Annotated in this window: 11 protein-coding genes and 1 pseudogene; 6 read left to right on the top strand and 6 right to left on the bottom strand. The window is 69.3% G+C overall.

Translation table 11 applies throughout. The features are described from left to right. Positions 1-6: 6 nt before the first annotated feature. Positions 7-1,761, bottom strand: a complete 1,755-nt coding sequence (locus NRF20_RS09160; protein WP_413752377.1) for a glycoside hydrolase family 35 protein — start codon at positions 1,759-1,761, stop codon at positions 7-9. Here NRF20_RS09160 and NRF20_RS09155 point away from each other — a divergent pair. Beyond that, positions 1,760-1,990: a hypothetical protein gene (locus NRF20_RS09155; protein WP_413752376.1), complete on the top strand. Its 231-nt coding sequence runs from the start codon at positions 1,760-1,762 to the stop codon at positions 1,988-1,990. The two genes, NRF20_RS09160 and NRF20_RS09155, sit on opposite strands and share 2 nt — an antisense overlap. Here NRF20_RS09155 and NRF20_RS09150 read toward each other — a convergent pair. The 5 genes from NRF20_RS09150 to NRF20_RS09130 all read right to left on the bottom strand — a co-directional run bounded on the left by NRF20_RS09150 (position 1,891) and on the right by NRF20_RS09130 (position 8,347). After that, positions 1,891-3,846 carry a glycoside hydrolase family 5 protein gene (locus NRF20_RS09150; protein WP_413752375.1) on the bottom strand — a complete coding sequence of 652 codons (1,956 nt, stop codon included), beginning with the start codon at positions 3,844-3,846 and terminating at the stop codon, positions 1,891-1,893. The two genes, NRF20_RS09155 and NRF20_RS09150, sit on opposite strands and share 100 nt — an antisense overlap. Before the next feature lie 87 nt (positions 3,847-3,933). After that, on the bottom strand, positions 3,934-4,779 hold the full coding sequence (locus tag NRF20_RS09145; protein WP_413752374.1) for a carbohydrate ABC transporter permease: 846 nt from the start codon (positions 4,777-4,779) through the stop codon (positions 3,934-3,936). A 5-nt stretch (positions 4,780-4,784) separates the two neighbouring features. Further along, a complete protein-coding gene (locus tag NRF20_RS09140; protein WP_413752373.1) occupies positions 4,785-5,774 on the bottom strand; it encodes a carbohydrate ABC transporter permease in 990 nt (329 codons plus the stop codon). After that, positions 5,771-7,048 (bottom strand): ABC transporter substrate-binding protein, encoded by a 1,278-nt coding sequence (locus tag NRF20_RS09135; RefSeq protein WP_413752372.1) that lies wholly within the window; start codon positions 7,046-7,048, stop codon positions 5,771-5,773. Before NRF20_RS09135 ends, NRF20_RS09140 begins: the two co-directional genes overlap by 4 nt. 141 nt (positions 7,049-7,189) lie before the next feature. Next, on the bottom strand, positions 7,190-8,347 hold the full coding sequence (locus tag NRF20_RS09130) for an ROK family protein (RefSeq protein ID WP_398632991.1): 1,158 nt from the start codon (positions 8,345-8,347) through the stop codon (positions 7,190-7,192). A 413-nt stretch (positions 8,348-8,760) separates the two neighbouring features. Between NRF20_RS09130 and NRF20_RS09125 the strand changes: the two genes are divergently transcribed. From NRF20_RS09125 to NRF20_RS09105, 5 genes and pseudogenes are all read left to right on the top strand, one after another. Next, positions 8,761-10,617: an alpha-galactosidase gene (locus tag NRF20_RS09125; RefSeq protein ID WP_413752371.1), complete on the top strand. Its 1,857-nt coding sequence runs from the start codon at positions 8,761-8,763 to the stop codon at positions 10,615-10,617. 43 nt (positions 10,618-10,660) lie between these two features. Beyond that, positions 10,661-11,521 carry an alkaline phosphatase family protein gene (locus NRF20_RS09120; protein WP_398632993.1) on the top strand — a complete coding sequence of 287 codons (861 nt, stop codon included), beginning with the start codon at positions 10,661-10,663 and terminating at the stop codon, positions 11,519-11,521. A gap of 90 nt (positions 11,522-11,611) precedes the next feature. Beyond that, positions 11,612-13,471, top strand: coding sequence for an alpha-galactosidase (locus NRF20_RS09115; RefSeq protein WP_413752370.1), 1,860 nt, complete (start codon positions 11,612-11,614; stop codon positions 13,469-13,471). A 150-nt stretch (positions 13,472-13,621) separates the two neighbouring features. Continuing rightward, positions 13,622-13,753: pseudogene (locus NRF20_RS09110) on the top strand (hypothetical protein); the annotation flags it as partial. Positions 13,754-14,057: 304 nt separating this feature from the next. Then, positions 14,058-16,109, top strand: coding sequence for a SpoIIE family protein phosphatase (locus NRF20_RS09105; protein WP_413752369.1), 2,052 nt, complete (start codon positions 14,058-14,060; stop codon positions 16,107-16,109). Positions 16,110-16,161 lie beyond the last annotated feature (52 nt).

Here is a 16,161-nt window from a genome sequence, read left to right as displayed (position 1 = left end):
CGGACGTCAGTCCTCGACGGGGCCCAGATCGGGAGTGCCCCGCAGTTCCACCGTGCGGGTGGTGGCGCCGTGCAGTTCGAGGACCGTGATCTCGTTCCGGCCGGCGTTCAGGATCGGTGCGGGGACGTAGAGAGTGGTCTGCGGTCCTCGGGACCAGTACCGGCCGAGTGCGAAGCCGTTGATCCAGACGTGGCCCTTGGTCCAGCCGTCCAGGGCGATCCAGCCGTCGGCCGGCTGCTCGATGTCCAGGTGTCCACGGTGGAACGTGGGGCCGACCGGGGGCGAGGCGGGCTCGAACGCGGTGAAGGACAGCCGGCTCAGATCGTCGAGAGGCAGCGGCCGGCTGTACCAGCTCTCCGGCGCCAGTGTGTTGACGGAGACCTCGCCGAGCAGTCCCTTGCGGTCGTGCATGCCCCGCCCGTAGTTGACCCTGCCCTGGTTCTCCACCAGCACGGCCAGTTGTGCACCGTGCCGGGGGGTGTGGAAGGCGAGGGCGTGCTCATGGTTCTCGCGTTCCAGGACGCCGACCGGCTGGCCGTCGACGAAGACCTGGGCGCGGTCGTGCACCTCGGCGATGCGCAGGACGGTCGGCCCGGCCGCCGGGAGCGCCGTCTCGTACAGGATGAATCCGAAGGACTGGCCGAGCTGTTCCATGACCTGCGGGCGGTCGGCGTGCACCGCGCTGCCGAGCCGCTCGCGCTGGTCCAGGAGGCCGGCGCATGCGGTGAGTTCCACGGCGGCCGGGGCGAGCTTGGGCACGGGGTCGGGTACCGGCTCCTCGGGGACGGGCGCGTGCCGGGCGATGACCTCGCGGAAGGCGGCGTATTTGGGGGCGGGATCGCCGGCCTCGTCCAGAGGCGCGTCGTAGTCGTACGACGTGACGGTGGGGCGGTACGTGCCCTTGTCGTTGGCGCCGTTGGTGAATCCGAAGTTGGTACCGCCGTGGAACATGTAGATGTTGACCGAGGCGCCGGCCGCGAGCAGCCGTTCGAGGTCCGCCGCGGCGTCGGCCGTGCTGCGGGTGACATGGGTGCCGCCCCAGCGGTCGAACCAGCCGATCCAGAACTCGCTGCACATCAGCGGCCCGGACGGCTGATGCGTGCGCAGTTCGGCGAGCCCGGCGTCCACCCGGCTGCCGAGATTGACGGTGCGCAGGACGCCGTCGAGGCCGCCGCGCTCCAGGTCGGAGGGCTGGTCGCAGGTGAACAGCGGTACGTCGACTCCGTGCCGGTGCAGCAGCTCCGCCAGATCCTCCAGGTAGCCGGAGTCGTCGCCGTACGCACCGTATTCGTTCTCCAGTTGCACGGCGAGGATCGGGCCGCCACGAGTGGAGAGGTAAGGAAGGACGGGCGGCAGCAGGGCAGCGAGGTAGTCGTCCACCGACTTCAGGTAGCGCGGGTCGCGGCTGCGCAGTTCGATGTCCTCGTCGGCGAGCAGCCAGGAGGGCAGGCCGCCGCCCTCCCACTCGGCGCAGATGTACGGGCCGGGGCGGAGCAGTACGTGCAGGTCTTCGGCGGCGGCCAGATCGAGGAACCGGGGAAGATCGAGACCTGCGTCCAGCCGGAACTCTCCCGGATGGGGCGAGTGGAGGTTCCATGGGACGTAGGTCTCGATCGTGTTCAGTCCCATCAGACGCGCCTTGCGAAGCCGGTCGGCCCACTGTTCCGGATGGATCCGGAAGTAGTGCAGCCCGCCGGAGATGATCCGCAGCGGTCGGTCGTCGAGACGGAAGCCGTCTGCGGCAACCTCGAGTCGTGGCATGGCCGTGGTCTCCTCGATGATGGAACTGATGGAACTGATGGAACTGATGGAACTGATGGAACTGATGGAACTGATGGAACTGATGGAACTGATGGAACTGATGGAACTGATGGAACTGATGGAGGTGGGTCAGCTCAGCGGACGGCAGAGCAGTGCGTCGGGAACGCCGCCGTGGTTCCACTTCCAGGTGAAGGCGACGCCGGCGATGTACTCGTTGTCGGCGCACTGACCCTTGTAGTAGCCGGGAGCCCAGTCGCTTTCGACCGAGCCGCCGGTGGCGGGGCGGTTGTTGCCTTGGTCGAACCAGACGTTGCGGCCGTTCAGCGGCAGCGGTGCGGCGGACGGCGCACAGAGCAGGCCGGCCATGGAGTTGCCGTTGACGCTGTAGCCGACGGCGAAGGTGTTGTCGGGGCACTGGAGTTTGTTGTAGCCCGAGGCCCAGTCACCGGTGACGTAGCGCTCGTCATGGACGGCCACCCAGTCACCGGCTCCCTTGGCGGGCTGGTTCGCGTCGGTGCACAGGCCGCGCTTGTCGCTACGGCCGAGGCCGGTCAGGCGCTGGCTGTCGGGGCAGTTGCCCTTGCGGTAGCCGGGGCTCCAGTCGCCCTGGGCGAGCATGCGGGAGGAGACGTTGTGGTCGCGGAAGTCGAGGTTGAGCATGTTCCAGTGGTCGACCTGTGCGACCGGACCGGAGACGCCCGAGGCGTTGACCAGCTTGTTCCAGTCGGCGGACCGCCAGTCACCGGAGTCGCTGAGACTCTGTCGTTTGCCGGTGGTGTCGTAGGAGATCAGGGCCCAGGTGTCCTGCGGCGCGCCGTTGGCGCCGGTCCATCCGACCAGCGGCCAGATGGCGAAGTCGGTGTCGTTCTCGACCAGGATGTCGGTGAAGTTGCCGAACCAGGTCTTCTCCTTGGTGTCCTGCGACCCTCGGCCGCCGGCACCGAACTCGCTGATCCAGACGGGGGCAGTGAAGTGCTGGCCGGACTGGGTGACGAACAGGGCCTCGTCGTGAACCAGTTGCTTCAGCTTGTCGAGCGGGAAGTCCTCGTACGGCCAGTCGTTGGTATGCCCCGGTCCGCTGTCGGCACCCGTGTAGTTCGGCCCGGTGTAGCCGTAGAAGTGCGCGGCGTAGACCAGCTTTCCCGAGGTGATCAGGGTGTTGGAGAGTTCGCGGACCGGGGTCAGCATCGGCCTGCCGTAGTTCAGCCCGTCCAGCGGGATGCCGTACCAGTTGATGCCCTCCATGATGACCAGCATGTCGGGGTCGGCTTGCAGGATGCGGGTGCCCGCCAGCTCGAAGGCCGCGTACGTGTCGTGGTCGTCACCCCAGCCCCAGTTGGGGTCGTCCCAGGTGTCGCGGCGGATCTCGTTGCGCAGGTCGGCGCCGACGACACGCTTGTTCGCCTTGTAGCGGTTCACCAGGAAGAGCCAGTCGTCCTGCCACTGCTGGGCGGACTGTCCGCTGTTCCAGCGCTCGTTGCCGTCCAGGCCGCAGCAGAAGCGGTAGGAGGTGGTGTGGTTGTTGAGAATGACCGCGAACCCCTCGGCGGTCAGGGCCGCCACCACCGCGTCGAACACCTGCAGCGGGGTCTTGCCCTTCAGCTGCGGGTTGGCCGCGACCGCGGAGTCCGGTACGACCGTGGTGTCGCGCATCATCGCGTTGGCGAACGGCAGCCGGATGCTGTTCAGCCCGAGCTCGTGGAAGTCGGCCATGATCTGTGTCATCGGCGCGCGGTCCAGGCCCAACGGGAGGTTGTGCGACATCTGGTCCGCCTGGTGGTTCGCGGGGTCGTTGACGTCGCCGCTGCCTTCCCAGGTGCCCTGGGCACCGGCCCAGTTGCCGGCCTTCAGCTTGAAGCGGTTGCCGTTGGCATCGACGATGTACCGCCCGCGGGTACTCAGCGGCCCCGTCCAGGAGGCTGCCAACTGCGGTCCGGTCATGGGAGTGGCGGTGTTGGTGGCGCTGGGGGGCGCCGCGACGGAACCGGAGGTTCCCACGAGGACGAGGGTAACCGCGGCTGCCGTGGCGGGCAGGATTCGGGAGAAGAATCTCCTGACGGCGGGAGCCGACCTGTCGGATCTCATGATTGTCCCCTCCAAGGGTGGGGTGGGTGTGGGGGTTGGATCTTCAGGTGGTGCGGCCCGGACCGGTGGTCCGGAGTCAGGTGCGGCTCAGCCCTTGAGGCCGCTGGTGGCGATGCCTTCGACGATGTAGCGCTGGGCAACCAGGAACATGGCCACCAGTGGGGCGATGGTCACGACGGCTCCGGCGAACAGGCCGGGCAGGTTGATGGTCTGTGAGGTGAGGAACGTCGACAGGGCGATCTGGGCCGTCCACGCGGACGGGTCCTGGCCGATGACCAGCGGCCACAGGAAGGCGTTCCAGCTGTCGATGAAGGCGAGCGCGCCGAGCGAGGCGAGCATCGCTCCGGACGACGGCAACGCGATCCGGCGGTAGAGGCCGAGCCAGCCGAGCCCGTCCAGGCGTCCGGCCTCCTCGATCTCGCTGGGGAACTGGAGGTAGAAGTTACGGAAGAGCAGAACGGCGAAGGGGTTGAACAGCCCGGGTGCGATGATTCCCCACAGCGTGTTGACCCCGCCCATGGAGCCCACGACGACGAAGGTGGGGACGAACGTCACCGAGCCGGGGATCATCAGCGTGGCCACCACCAGGGCGAGCAGGACGCCGCGTCCGGGTACCGGGATGCGCGCGAGGGCGTATCCGGCGGCCGAGGCGAGGAGCGTCGACACCGGGGCGGTGATCGCGGCGATCAGCAACGAGTTGCCGAGGGCCTGGCCCATGTGCACGCTGGGGTCGCTGAAGAGCGAGGTGAAGTTCTCCCAGTGCATCGTCGACGGCCACCAGGTCCAGTCCGGTGACGTCAGGCCCTGCGTGTCCATCAGCGCGTTGCGCAGCATCAGGTAGAAGGGCGCCAGGAACACTGCCGTCAGCAGGCCGGCCAGCACGCCGCGCACGGACCGGCGCAGCACCTGCGGCAGGTGTCGGGCGGTTGTCATGTTGCTCACTCCTCACCCTTTCCGAAGCCGGTGATCCGGCCCTGGATCAGGGTCACGCAGACGATGAGGGCGGTGAGCACGAAGGCTCCGGCCGACCCGAGGCCGTAGTTCTGGGAACCCATCGCGGTGTCGTAGAGATAGCCCAGCGGGGTTCGGATCGGGGCCGCGAGTGCCCCGGACAGCCCGCTGTTGAACAGGTTGTAGAACTCGTCGAACGCCTGGAACGCGGCGATGAACTGCAGCATCAGGACGGCCACCGAGGTGTTGCGCAGCATCGGCAGGGTGATCCTGCGCAGCAGGCGCAGGCCGGTGGCGCCGTCGAGGGCGGCGGCCTCGTACATCTCCTTGGGGATGCCCTGGAGTCCGGCCAGGAAGAGCACCATGTAGAAGCCGACCTGGAGCCAGAGGCGGAGGGTGACGAGGGCGACCCAGTACAGCGGCGGCGAGGTGGTCTGCAGCCATGGTTGGGCGTCCATGCCGAACCAGCCGCCGAGGGTGTTGGCGATGCCGCTCGGCAACCCGTTGAACAGGCTCATCTTCCACAGCAGGGAGGCTGCGACGTAGGAGACGGCGGCCGGGATCAGGAAGGCGGTGCGCAGTACGGCCCGGCCGCGCCGGATCCGGTGCACCAGCAGCGCCAGTCCCAGCGAGGCGGCGAACGTCACCGGCACGATGACCACCGTGAACAGCAGGATCTGGACGAGCGACTTGCGGAACACCGCATCGGAGAGCAGCGCCTGGTAGTTGTCCAGGCCGACCCAGTGCCCCAGGGAGATGGTGCCGCGGGCCTCACTGAGGCTGAGCAGGAAGCTCCAGCCGATGGCGACGTACTTGAAGAGGCCCAGGCCGATCAGCAGGGGTCCGGCGAGCAGCGCGAACGCTCCCCAGGCACGCCAGTCCGTGCGGGAACGGCGGAGGGGGGCGGTGCCCCGCGGCTCAGCCGCGGGGCACCCGACACGCTCGTGGTGAAGCGTGGATGGAGGCGCGGACGTCATGATGCGCGCTGCTTGTCGATGTCACTCTGGGCCCGCTTGGCCGCGTCGGCCAGGAGCTTTTCCGCGTCGCCCTGCCCGCTGACGACCTTCGCCGCAGCCGCGGCGAAGAGGCCGCTCACGGTTTTGTTCCAGGTGCTGGGGTTGTTCCTGCCGTACTTGGCGGCCAGCTCGACGGTCTCCTTGGCGGGGCCCTGGGTGAGCTTGCTGGCGGTGGCGGCGACGGACTTGCGCGGCGGGATGTGGAGGCCGTAGCTCTGCGACCAGTCCGTCTGGAGGTCGGTCTGCTGGACCCAGAGCCACTGGACGAACTTCTTGGCCGCTTCCACGTGCTTGCCCTTGGCGTTGACGCAGGTGCTCCAGCCGCCGACGCGGACCACGGGCTTGCCGCCGGACTTGAAGGCGGGCCAGGGCAGGACGCCGAAGTCGTCGCCGAGCGCGGTCTTGATGGCGGGCATCGACCAGAGGCCGCCCCACTGCATCGGGACGACGTTCTGGGTGAGGGCGGCGGGATCCCACCAGTCGGTGGTGAATCCGAGCAGCAGGGACTTGTCGTCGTGAAGGCGCTTGAGCCCTGCCACGGCCTCGGCGGCCTGGGCGGAGCCGAAGGCTGCCTTGCCGTCGGTGGTGACGAGGTCGCCGCCGTTGGAGAAAACGGCCAGGATGGCGCTGTCGCCCAGGCCGTCCTGGCCGACGAACAGACCCTTGGTCTTCTTGGAGCTCAGGGCCTTGGCCGCGTCGGCGAGCGCGTCGAAGGTGGCGGGCGGGGTGATGCCGGCCTTGGACAGCACGCTCTTGCGGAAGTAGAGCATCATGATGTCGTCGAGCGTCTTGACGCCGTAGAGCTTGCCGTCGACGGTCACCATCTCGCGGGCGCCCGGGTTGAAGTCGGACTTGGCGCTGCCGTAGATGTCGTCCAGCTGGGCTATCTGGCCCTGCCGGGCGAAGCTCTCGCTGAAGTCGCCTATCTCGAAGACGTCCGGGGCGGAGTCGGTGAGCAGGGTCGCGTAGAGCTTGGCGGAGTAGTCGCCAGGGGTCCAGGTGACCTTGACCGCGATGTCCGGGTTGGCCTTGGTGAACGCCTTGGCATAACGGGTGAGGGCCTGCTGGGTGCCGGCCTCGCCGTAGGCGTGGGACCAGACGTTCAGGGTGGTCTTCGCCCCGGAGGAGCCGCCGCCGGTCGGGTCGGTACTGCAGCCGACCGCCGCTCCGGCGACGAACAGGATGGATCCGCCGAGGAATCCTCTGCGACTAAGCTTGGAGCTCCGTGCGCTCACTTCGCGTCCTTCAGGTTAAGAGGGTTGGGTGTACGTCTTGTTGTCCGGCGCAGCCGGTGTCCGGCATTCACCGTTGGCAGACAGTGATGGACATCGGTTGCGCCGGAAGCTTGGGCCGGCGAACAGGATGGTGACGCTCGTTCAGGGGAAGAGGGCCTGGATGCCGACGACGGCGGCTCCGCGGGCCCACTCCTCCCAGGGGAGCGGACGCAGGGTCAGCGGGCATTTCGCCGCTGCTTTGAAGCAGTGCGCTTCGTAGGCGTCCCTGATGTGCATTCCGAAAAGGTCGTAGGTGTCAAGCCCCTCGCCTGTGACGACGACGCGCTCGGGACCTACGAGGTTCACAAGTGTGGCGATGCCGACGCCGATGGCGTGGCCCGCCCTCGCGAAGACGCCCTGCGCGGCGGGGTCTCCACCACGGGCGAGCTGAACGGCGCCGTCGAAGTCCAGGTCCGGGTCGTCGGTGGCACAGCGGATGGCGGCGAGGACGGCGTCGCTGGAGGCGATGGCCTCGACGCAGCCGACCTGGCCGCAGTGGCACCGTGGCCCGGCCGGGTCGATGCTGATGTGCCCCATTTCTCCGGCGACGCCGTACGCGCCGGCGACCAGCTCACCGTTGATGACGATCCCGGAGCCGATCCCGGCTCCGATGGTGACCAGCGCGAAGTACTCGGTGCCGATGCCCTCGCCGAACCAGTGCTCGGCGGCGGTGATGGCCTTGACGTCGTTCTCCACGGTGACGGTCAGGCCGGTCGCCGCGGCGACGGTCTCGGCCAGCGGCACGTCGCGCCAGTTGGGGAGCACGGAGTAGCGGACACGCCCGCAGGGGCGGTCCACGTCGCCGGAGACCGCGATGCCCAGGTGCCGGGTGCGGGCCCGGTACTCGGGGTTCGCGTCGAGGAGTTCGGCGACGAGTTCGGCCAGCAGCCCACATACGGCGGCAGGGTCGCGGTCGCCCAACGGTCGGCTGGCGGTGGTGCGCATGTGGGCCCGCAGGTCGCAGACCGCGCCGAAGAGGGTGTCGGCACTGATCTTCACACCGACGACGAACTCCCGGTCGGGAGTGACGGCCAGCGGGTTCACGGGGCGTCCGGCCCCTGGAGCGGTGCGCTCCGGGGGAAGTTCGTGCAGGTAGCCGTCGTCGATGAGTGGTCGCGCGGCCTTGGTCACAGCGGTCGAGGACAGACCCGTCCGGCGGGCCAGCTCCACCCGGCTGAGCGGGCTTTCGGCCAACAGCAGGGTGAGGATGGCGGTTTCGGCCGGTGCCGTCACCAGTGGTCGCGAGTGGTTTGGAAACACGGCGGCAACCTACGATAAATAAATAACTTCGTCCAGTATTGATTTTCTCGTTCGAGCGGCCCTACGCTCTGGCCCAACTCCGGCCACTTCAAACGTCATTCGGCGTTTCCGTTTGCCCGGGTCCTCACCGACGCTCGACACCCCTCGGGACCTCCTGTGCCTCCCACGCCCTCATCCGTTTCCTTCGACCCCACCCGCGGGCTGGTGGTCCTGCGGACCCCGAGCAGCGTCTACGCCGTGCGCATCGGTGCCGACGGCAGCCCCCGGCATCTGCACTGGGGGGAGAAGCTCGACACCGACGCCCTCTGTGGACTGCCCGCAGCCACCTCACCTGCCGCGAGCAGCTTCGAGACAGACCCCACCCCGGACGAATTGGCCCCGCAGACCGGTGCGCGGTTCGGGCCGGCCTCCAGGTGCGGTTCGCCGACGGCACCCGCGGCGCCCAGTGGTCCTTTACCGGCCACACGGTCCGGGACGGAGAACTCCGCCTGCAACTGGCCGACCGCCGCTACCCGTTGGCGGCCGAACTGGGCTATCGCGTCCGTCCCGGCAGTGACGTCATCGAGCGCTGGGTGGAACTCACCCACACCGGAGCCGACGACTCGGGCCCCATCACCGTCGACCGGCTGGACTCGGCCTCCTGGACGCTGCCGGCACTGCCCGACTACCGGCTCAGCCACCTCGTGGGCGGCTGGAACAGCGAGTTCCAGCTACAGCGCGACCGGCTCCCGGTCGCCGAGACCGTGCTCACCAGCCGCCGCGGAGTCACCAGCCACCACGCCAACCCCTGGCTCGCCCTTGACGACGGCACCGCCGGCGAGGAACACGGCGAGGTCTGGAGCACCGCCCTGGCCTGGAGCGGAAGCTGGCGCATCACCGTGCACCGCGACCCGGTCGGCCGGACCACCTGGACCGGCGGCTTCGGCCACGAAGGACTCAGCTGGACCATCCAGCCCGGCCAGAGCCTGCACACACCCGTCTTCGCCGGCCTCTACACCCCCGACGGCTTCGGCGCCGCCAGCCGCGCCTGGCACACCCACATCCGCACCGGCATCCTGCCCACCTCCGACCAGGACCGGCCCGTCGTCTACAACTCGTGGGAAGCCACCGGCTTCGACGTCGGCCAGCCCGGCCAGCTGCACCTGGCCCGGCTGGCCGCACGTCTGGGCGCCGAACTCTTCGTCCTCGACGACGGATGGTTCGGCGGCCGTACCAGCGACCGGGCGGGCCTCGGCGACTGGACACCCCGGCCCGAGGCGTTCCCCGACGGGCTGCGCCCACTGGCCGACGAGGTGCACCGCCTGGGCATGGCGTTCGGGCTGTGGGTGGAGCCGGAAATGGTCAACCGCGACAGCGACCTCTACCGTGCCCATCCCGACTGGGTCGTCCATGCGGCGACTCGGGACGCGACCGAACTGCGCAACCAGCTCATGCTGAACTTCGCCCGCCCCGAAGTCGAGGCCTGGGCCCATCGGACCCTGGACCAGTTGGTGCGCGACCACGACGTCGACTGGTTCAAGTGGGATGCCAACCGGGTCGTCACCGAAGCCGGATGGGCCGGCCATCCGGACCCCGACCGGCTGTGGATCGACCACACCCGCGCCGTCTACCGGATCATGGACCGCCTCCGTGCCGACCACCCCGGCCTTCGCATCGAGGCCTGCGCGGGCGGCGGCGGACGGGCCGACCTCGGCATCCTCGCCCGCACCGACCAGGCCTGGACTTCCGACAACACCGATCCCGTCGACCGGATCAGCATCCAGCACGGCTTCAGCCAGCTCTTCCCCGCTCAGGTCATGGCGGCCTGGGTGACCGACAACCCCAATGTCACCACCGGCCGCACCACCCCTCTCCGGTTCCGCTTCCATGTCGCCATGGCCGGAGCGCTCGGCCTCGGCGGGGATCTCACCGCCTGGTCCGAGGAGGAGCTCGACGAGGCCACCGCGCTCGTCATCCGCTACAAGCAGATCCGCCCCCTGGTCCAGCACGGCCGCCAGTACCGCCTCCACGGCCCCGACGGAGTGACAGCCGTGCATTATGCGTCCCAGGACGACACCGAACACGCCGTCCTTGCCTGGCGCCCCGCAACCCGCTTCGGCCACCAGCCCCCCGGGCTCGCCCTGCCGGCCCTGGACCCCGCGGCCCGCTACCTCGACATCGACGAGGGCATCACCCACAGCGGCGCCGTCCTGACCCGGCGGGGCATCGACCTGCGGCTGCCCGCCGGCGACTACGCCAGCCGCCTGATCCGGCTGCGCCGCACCGTCTGACCCCCGCCCCCTTCTCTGCCCGACCCACGAAGGAACCGAGAACATGCCCACACCCCGCGTCCTGGTCGTCGGAATCGACGGCGTCCGCCTCGATCTGCTGCCGATGCTGGAAACGCCCAACCTCGACGAAATCGCGAACACCGGCTTCCTCGCGCCCGTCCACATCGACGACGACACACCGACCATGTCGGGCCCCTGCTGGACCACGATCGTCACCGGTGTCGGCGTGGCCAAGCACGGAGTCTGGGGCAACAACTTCACCGGAAACCGGCTTGGGGTGTTCCCCGACTTCACCACCCGGCTGGCCGCCGAGCAGGGGCTGCGGACCTTCGCGGCCGGCGGTTGGGAACCCCTGTTCCTGGCCCGGCAGGGCGGCCCGGTCTTCGCGGCCCCGAGCAGGCTCGCCTACATCGCTCCGCGCGAGGACACCCCGCAGGGCTGGGAGGAATGCGACCAGAGCGTGACCGACGAAGCCGTAAGAATTCTCAGCTCCGGCGAAGACCTCGACGCCTCCTTCGTCTACCTCGGCGCTGTCGACGAGACCGCCCACTTCCTCGCCTGCGGAGCCGAGTACCGAAGCGCGATCGAGACCGCCGACCGGCAACTCGGACAGCTTCTCACCGCCGTACGTGAACGTCCCGACGCCCGGTCCGAGGAGTGGACCATCATCGTGGTCACCGACCACGGCCACCGCGACGAAGGCGGCCACGGCGGTCGCAGCACATTGGAGCGCACCGCCTGGATCGCTGCGAACGGCCCCGGTATCGCCTCCACCACCCCACCGGACAGCCTCCGCCACGCCGATGTCGCCGCCCACGTCTACGCCGCCCTGGGTATCACGCCCGACCTGCACTGGACGCTCGACGGACGGCCCTTCCACTCCCTCACGCCACAGACCGCCTGACGCCGGCAGGAAACCGCCGGCCGGCGACCCCAAGGCGCGGCAGCCAACCACAAGGACGCCCCAGTCGCGTCCCGCAGAGAGGTCCCCTCCGTGGATACCACGTCCCTCGACTCCATCGGCTTGGCCGCCTTCGACCCCGGCCAGTGGGAAGACGGCGCGAACACCCTCGATGTGGGCGACACACGAATCAGCCTGCGTACCCTCGCCGACAGCGCCACCCTGACCCTGTCGCACGACGACGCTGCCGGGACCGATGCTCTTGTCACGGCAACGGCGGACGGCACCGTGACCCTGCGCCTGGACGTCCCACTGGGCGACGCCGCGGGCTTCTGGCACCCCGACGCCGGCTGGGAGCGCACCCTGCCCGCCGACTGGTCGGCATGGCGCGGCCTGTCACTCGTACGATCCGCACCCGTCGGCTGCCTCTACGACACCGCGGGTCGCAGCCTGCTCGCCCTCGCCACCGACCGCACCGTCCAAGAGACCTGGATCCGCTTCGGTGTTTCCGAGGAGCGCAAGCGCTTCGGCGTGTGGCTGCGCCTCTCCCTCGCCGCCGGGCAGACCTGCCGACTCCGCATCCCCGCGCCGGGAACCACCATGGCTGCCGCCCTCCGCCGGCTCCGCCAGTGGCTCGCCTGCCTGCCCGACGGAGAGCCGCTGCCCGTTCCGGAGTTCGCCCGGACGCCCGTCTACTCGACCTGGTACGCCTTCACCCAGGACATGACCGCGGCCGAGGTCGAGGAAGAGGCCGCTCTCGCCGCCGTCCTCGGCTGCGGCCAGCTGTTCCTGGACGACGGCTGGCAACTGCACGGCAACGGCCGCGGCTACGCGGGCTGCGGCGACTGGCAGCCGGACCCCGTCAAGTTCCCCGACTTCCGCGCCCACATCAGAACCGTTCGCCAGACCGGACTGCGCTACACCGCCTGGATCGCCCCGCTCCTTCTGGGAGAGCACTCCTCCGCCTACCAAGCCTGGGCACCGTACGCGCCGCATTACGTCCCGCACCTCGACTGCCACATCCTCGACCCCCGCCACGCCGAGGTGCGCGCGCACATCGCGGACACCTGCCGCACCCTGGTCGACAAATACCAACTCGACGGCCTGAAAATCGACTTCCTCGACGAGGCCATGACCTACGCCGCCGCACCCGCACCCGACCAACCGGCCCCCGGTTACACTCCGGACGTCGGAGAGGCGATGGCCGCGCTGCTCGCCGACATCCGCGACGCCCTGCGGGCCCTGCGCGGCGACCAGTTCGTCATCGAGCTGCGCCAGCCCTACACCGGGCCGGCCATGACCGCACTTGGCAACGCGCTGCGCGCCACCGACTGCCCGGCTGATCCCGTCGCCAACCGCATCCGGACGCTGGACATCGCGCTGCTCTCACCCGGCGGAGCAGTCCATTCCGACATGCTGATGTGGGATCCGCAGGCAACACCGGAAAGCGTGGCCCGCCACTTCCATGGGGCCCTGAACTCCGTGCCGCAGATCTCCACCCGCCTCACCCGGCTCTCCCCGAACCACCGCGACACCCTCGCATTCTGGCTCGCCACCTGGCGTCGACTGGCTCCCGTCCTCACCTCCGGCCACTACGAACCCGGCCGCCCGGACGAACTCTTTCCCCAGGTAACGGCCACCTGCGAAAACCAACGGGTCATCACCAACTACACCGACAAGGTCGTCCCCCTCCCCACTGAGGCCTGGCGTTCTCTCTCCCTCATCAACGCCTCCACCGCTTCACGGATGGTGCTCGACGTGTCCGGACCACGCCGCCGGGTCTGCGTACAGACCTATGACGCCCAAGGTCGATTGCAGCAGGCCACGGCTCTCCTTCTCACACCAGGCATCCACACGATCGAGGTGCCGCCCTCCGGATTGTGTGTCCTCGACGGGAGTGTCATGAATCAGTGCGGACTCTCCACGAAGGAGTCACCTGATCGAGTCCGCTGAGGGCGTGTCGCTCGACTCGCCCTCCCATTGTCCGTGCCGGTCCCGCCGTGCATCGTGCTACCGCTGCCCATTTCCGTTGCCGAGTGGTGGCCCCCCTCTCGCGCGGGAGACTGGGATCAGGCACAGCTCGAACGGACGAGGCTGGTGGCGATGGGTGCGGTAGATGTTACTCATAGTAGTGGCGGATGCGGCGGGCCATCGGCGGCGCGGGCCTGGGCTCGTGTCGTGGTCGACATGAGAGGCGTGGTGGCCGGATGGAGCGCCGCGGCCGAGCAGCTGCTCGGCCACACAGCCGATCGGGTGCTGGGCCGGCCGGTGGCCGAGCTCCTGGCCACGGCGGGGGAATCGGCTGCCGAAACGGGGAGCGGGGTGGTCGTCCTACGTCATCGCGACGGCCGGACGGTGTCCTGCCGGCTCGGCATCCGCCCCGAAAGGGGCCCCGGCACCGACGCGGGAGCCGACGCCGGACGGTGCTGGGAGGTGATGCTGGCCCCGGCCGGCCGGCCTGACGGACGCGGCGGCAGGTCCGCCGTCGGAAGAGGAACTCGACCGGGCGCTCCTGGAGGCGCTGTTCACGCAGTCCCCTGTGGGACTGTTCGTCCTCGACCCTCAGTTGCGTTTCAGGCGGTTCAACACTGCCGCCGAATGGATGCGGGGCACCCGGGTCGCGGAGGCACTGGGGAAGCGCCCAGCAGAGATATGGCCCGACTCCGACGCCGGACTGACCGAACGAGTGATGGGCCAGGTGCTCGCCTCGGGGCAGTCGGTGACCGGATTCGAGAAGCGCGGCCGGCCTCCGGTCGACCCCGGTCGCGAGCACGTCTACTCGGCCTCCGCGTTCCGGCTCCATGACGCGCACGGCCGGATTCTGGGGGTCGCCAACGCAGTCGTCGACGTCACCGACCGTCATCTGGCTCAGCAGCGCCTCGCCCTGCTCGCGGAAGGCGGTGCCCGGATCGGAACCACGCTCGATGTGCTGCGCACGGCCCAGGAACTGGTCGATGTGGCGGTGCCGCAGCTCGCCGACAGCGCCGCGGTCGAGGTCCTGGAACCCGTACTCACAGGCGAGGATGTCGCACCCGGGCCGGTATCCCCGGGTGCGGAGCTGCGCCGGGCGGCCTCCCGTTCCTCCCGGTCCGATGTGTTGCCCGGCGTGTACGAGGTCGACGAGGTGAGCACGCTCCCGTTCGCCGCACGGGGCGTCCCGGTACTTGCCGACCTCCGGCCCCGTCTGGTCAGCCCGGTGCAGACCGACAGCGAGTGGGTGATCGGCGATCCGGTCCGCGGCGGGCGGATGCTGGAGGAGCGGGTGCACTCGGTCATGTTCGTGCCGCTGGTCACCCAGAACCATGCCCTGGGTCTCGTCGCCTTCTACCGCTGGGGAGAGCAAGGCCCGTTCGACGAGAACGATCTGACCCTGGCCACGGAGCTCGCCCGCCGCACGGCCGTGTGCATGGACAACGCCCGCCGCTACCTGCGCGAGCGCAACTCCCTCGTGGCACTGCAACGCAGTCTGCTTCCGGGGGAACTGCCCCATCACAATGGTGTGGAGGTGGCCCACGAGTACGTGCACGCCGGCGCGGGCGGCGACTGGGTCGAGGTCGTACCGCTGTCCGGAGCCCGGGTCGCGCTCGTGGCCGGCAGTGTGCCCGGTCGCGGCGTGCACACCACCGCAGCCATGGGGCGGCTCCGCGCCGCCGTACATACGCTGTCGGACCTGGATCTGGAGCCCGACGAACTGCTGGCCCGCCTCGACGACCTGGTACGCCGCCTTGCCGGGCGCGACGGAACGAGGGGCACCGGCGCCGGGGACGCACTCGACGAACCGGAGCGGGAAACGAGGTCCGGGCTGCCTCCGATGGGTGACGAGGCCGGGTGCAACTGCCTGTATGCGGTCTACGATCCCATCTCCCAGCGCTGCACCATGGCCGGCGCCGGGTGTCCCGACCCCGTCGTCGCCTTCCCGGACGGCACGGTCAGGGCTCTGGACCTGCCCGCCTCCAGGCCCCTCGGCAGCCCCGGACCTCCGTTCGAAAAGACGGACCTCGAGCTGCCCGACGGCTCGACGCTCGCGCTCTACACTGCCGGGCTGCTTCAGGCGCAGCCCGGCGGGTCGGGTCGGGCCGGACTCGTGGGCCTGCTCGCCCGCTCGCCGGGCTCCGTGCGCGAGATCTGCCGCATGCTGACCGAATCCCTGGTCCCCGCCCGGCCTCGCGAGGACGCAGCGGTGCTCGTCGTCCGTACGCACGCACTGGGCCCCGGCCGGGTGGCGTCGTGGGACCTGTCGAGTGACCCGGCCGTCGTCTCCACCGCCCGGTCACTCGTCACCCGCCAGCTCGGATCATGGGCCCTGGACGAGGCGGCCTTCGCCACCGAACTCATCGCCAGTGAGCTCGTCACCAACGCCATCCGGCACGCAAAGGCCCCCGTACGGCTGCGGTTGATCCACGACGACGTTCTGACCTGTGAGGTCTCTGACGGCAGCAGTACTTCACCACGGCTGCGGCATGCCCGCACCACCGATGAAGGCGGCCGTGGGCTGCTGCTCGTCGCTCAGTGCTCGGAACGATGGGGCACCCGCTACACAGGCGAGGGCAAGACCATCTGGACCGAACAGAGCGTCGAGATCGTCGCGTGAGAGGTGGCGCGCCGGCCGACTCCACCCGGACCACTACTACGGGCCGCGGACG

This window comes from Streptomyces sp. R-74717 (assembly GCF_047305335.1).
Classification (GTDB): domain Bacteria; phylum Actinomycetota; class Actinomycetes; order Streptomycetales; family Streptomycetaceae; genus Streptomyces; species Streptomyces atratus.
Note: the sequence above shows the minus strand (reverse complement) of the source record. Positions and strands in the feature narration are given on the sequence as shown.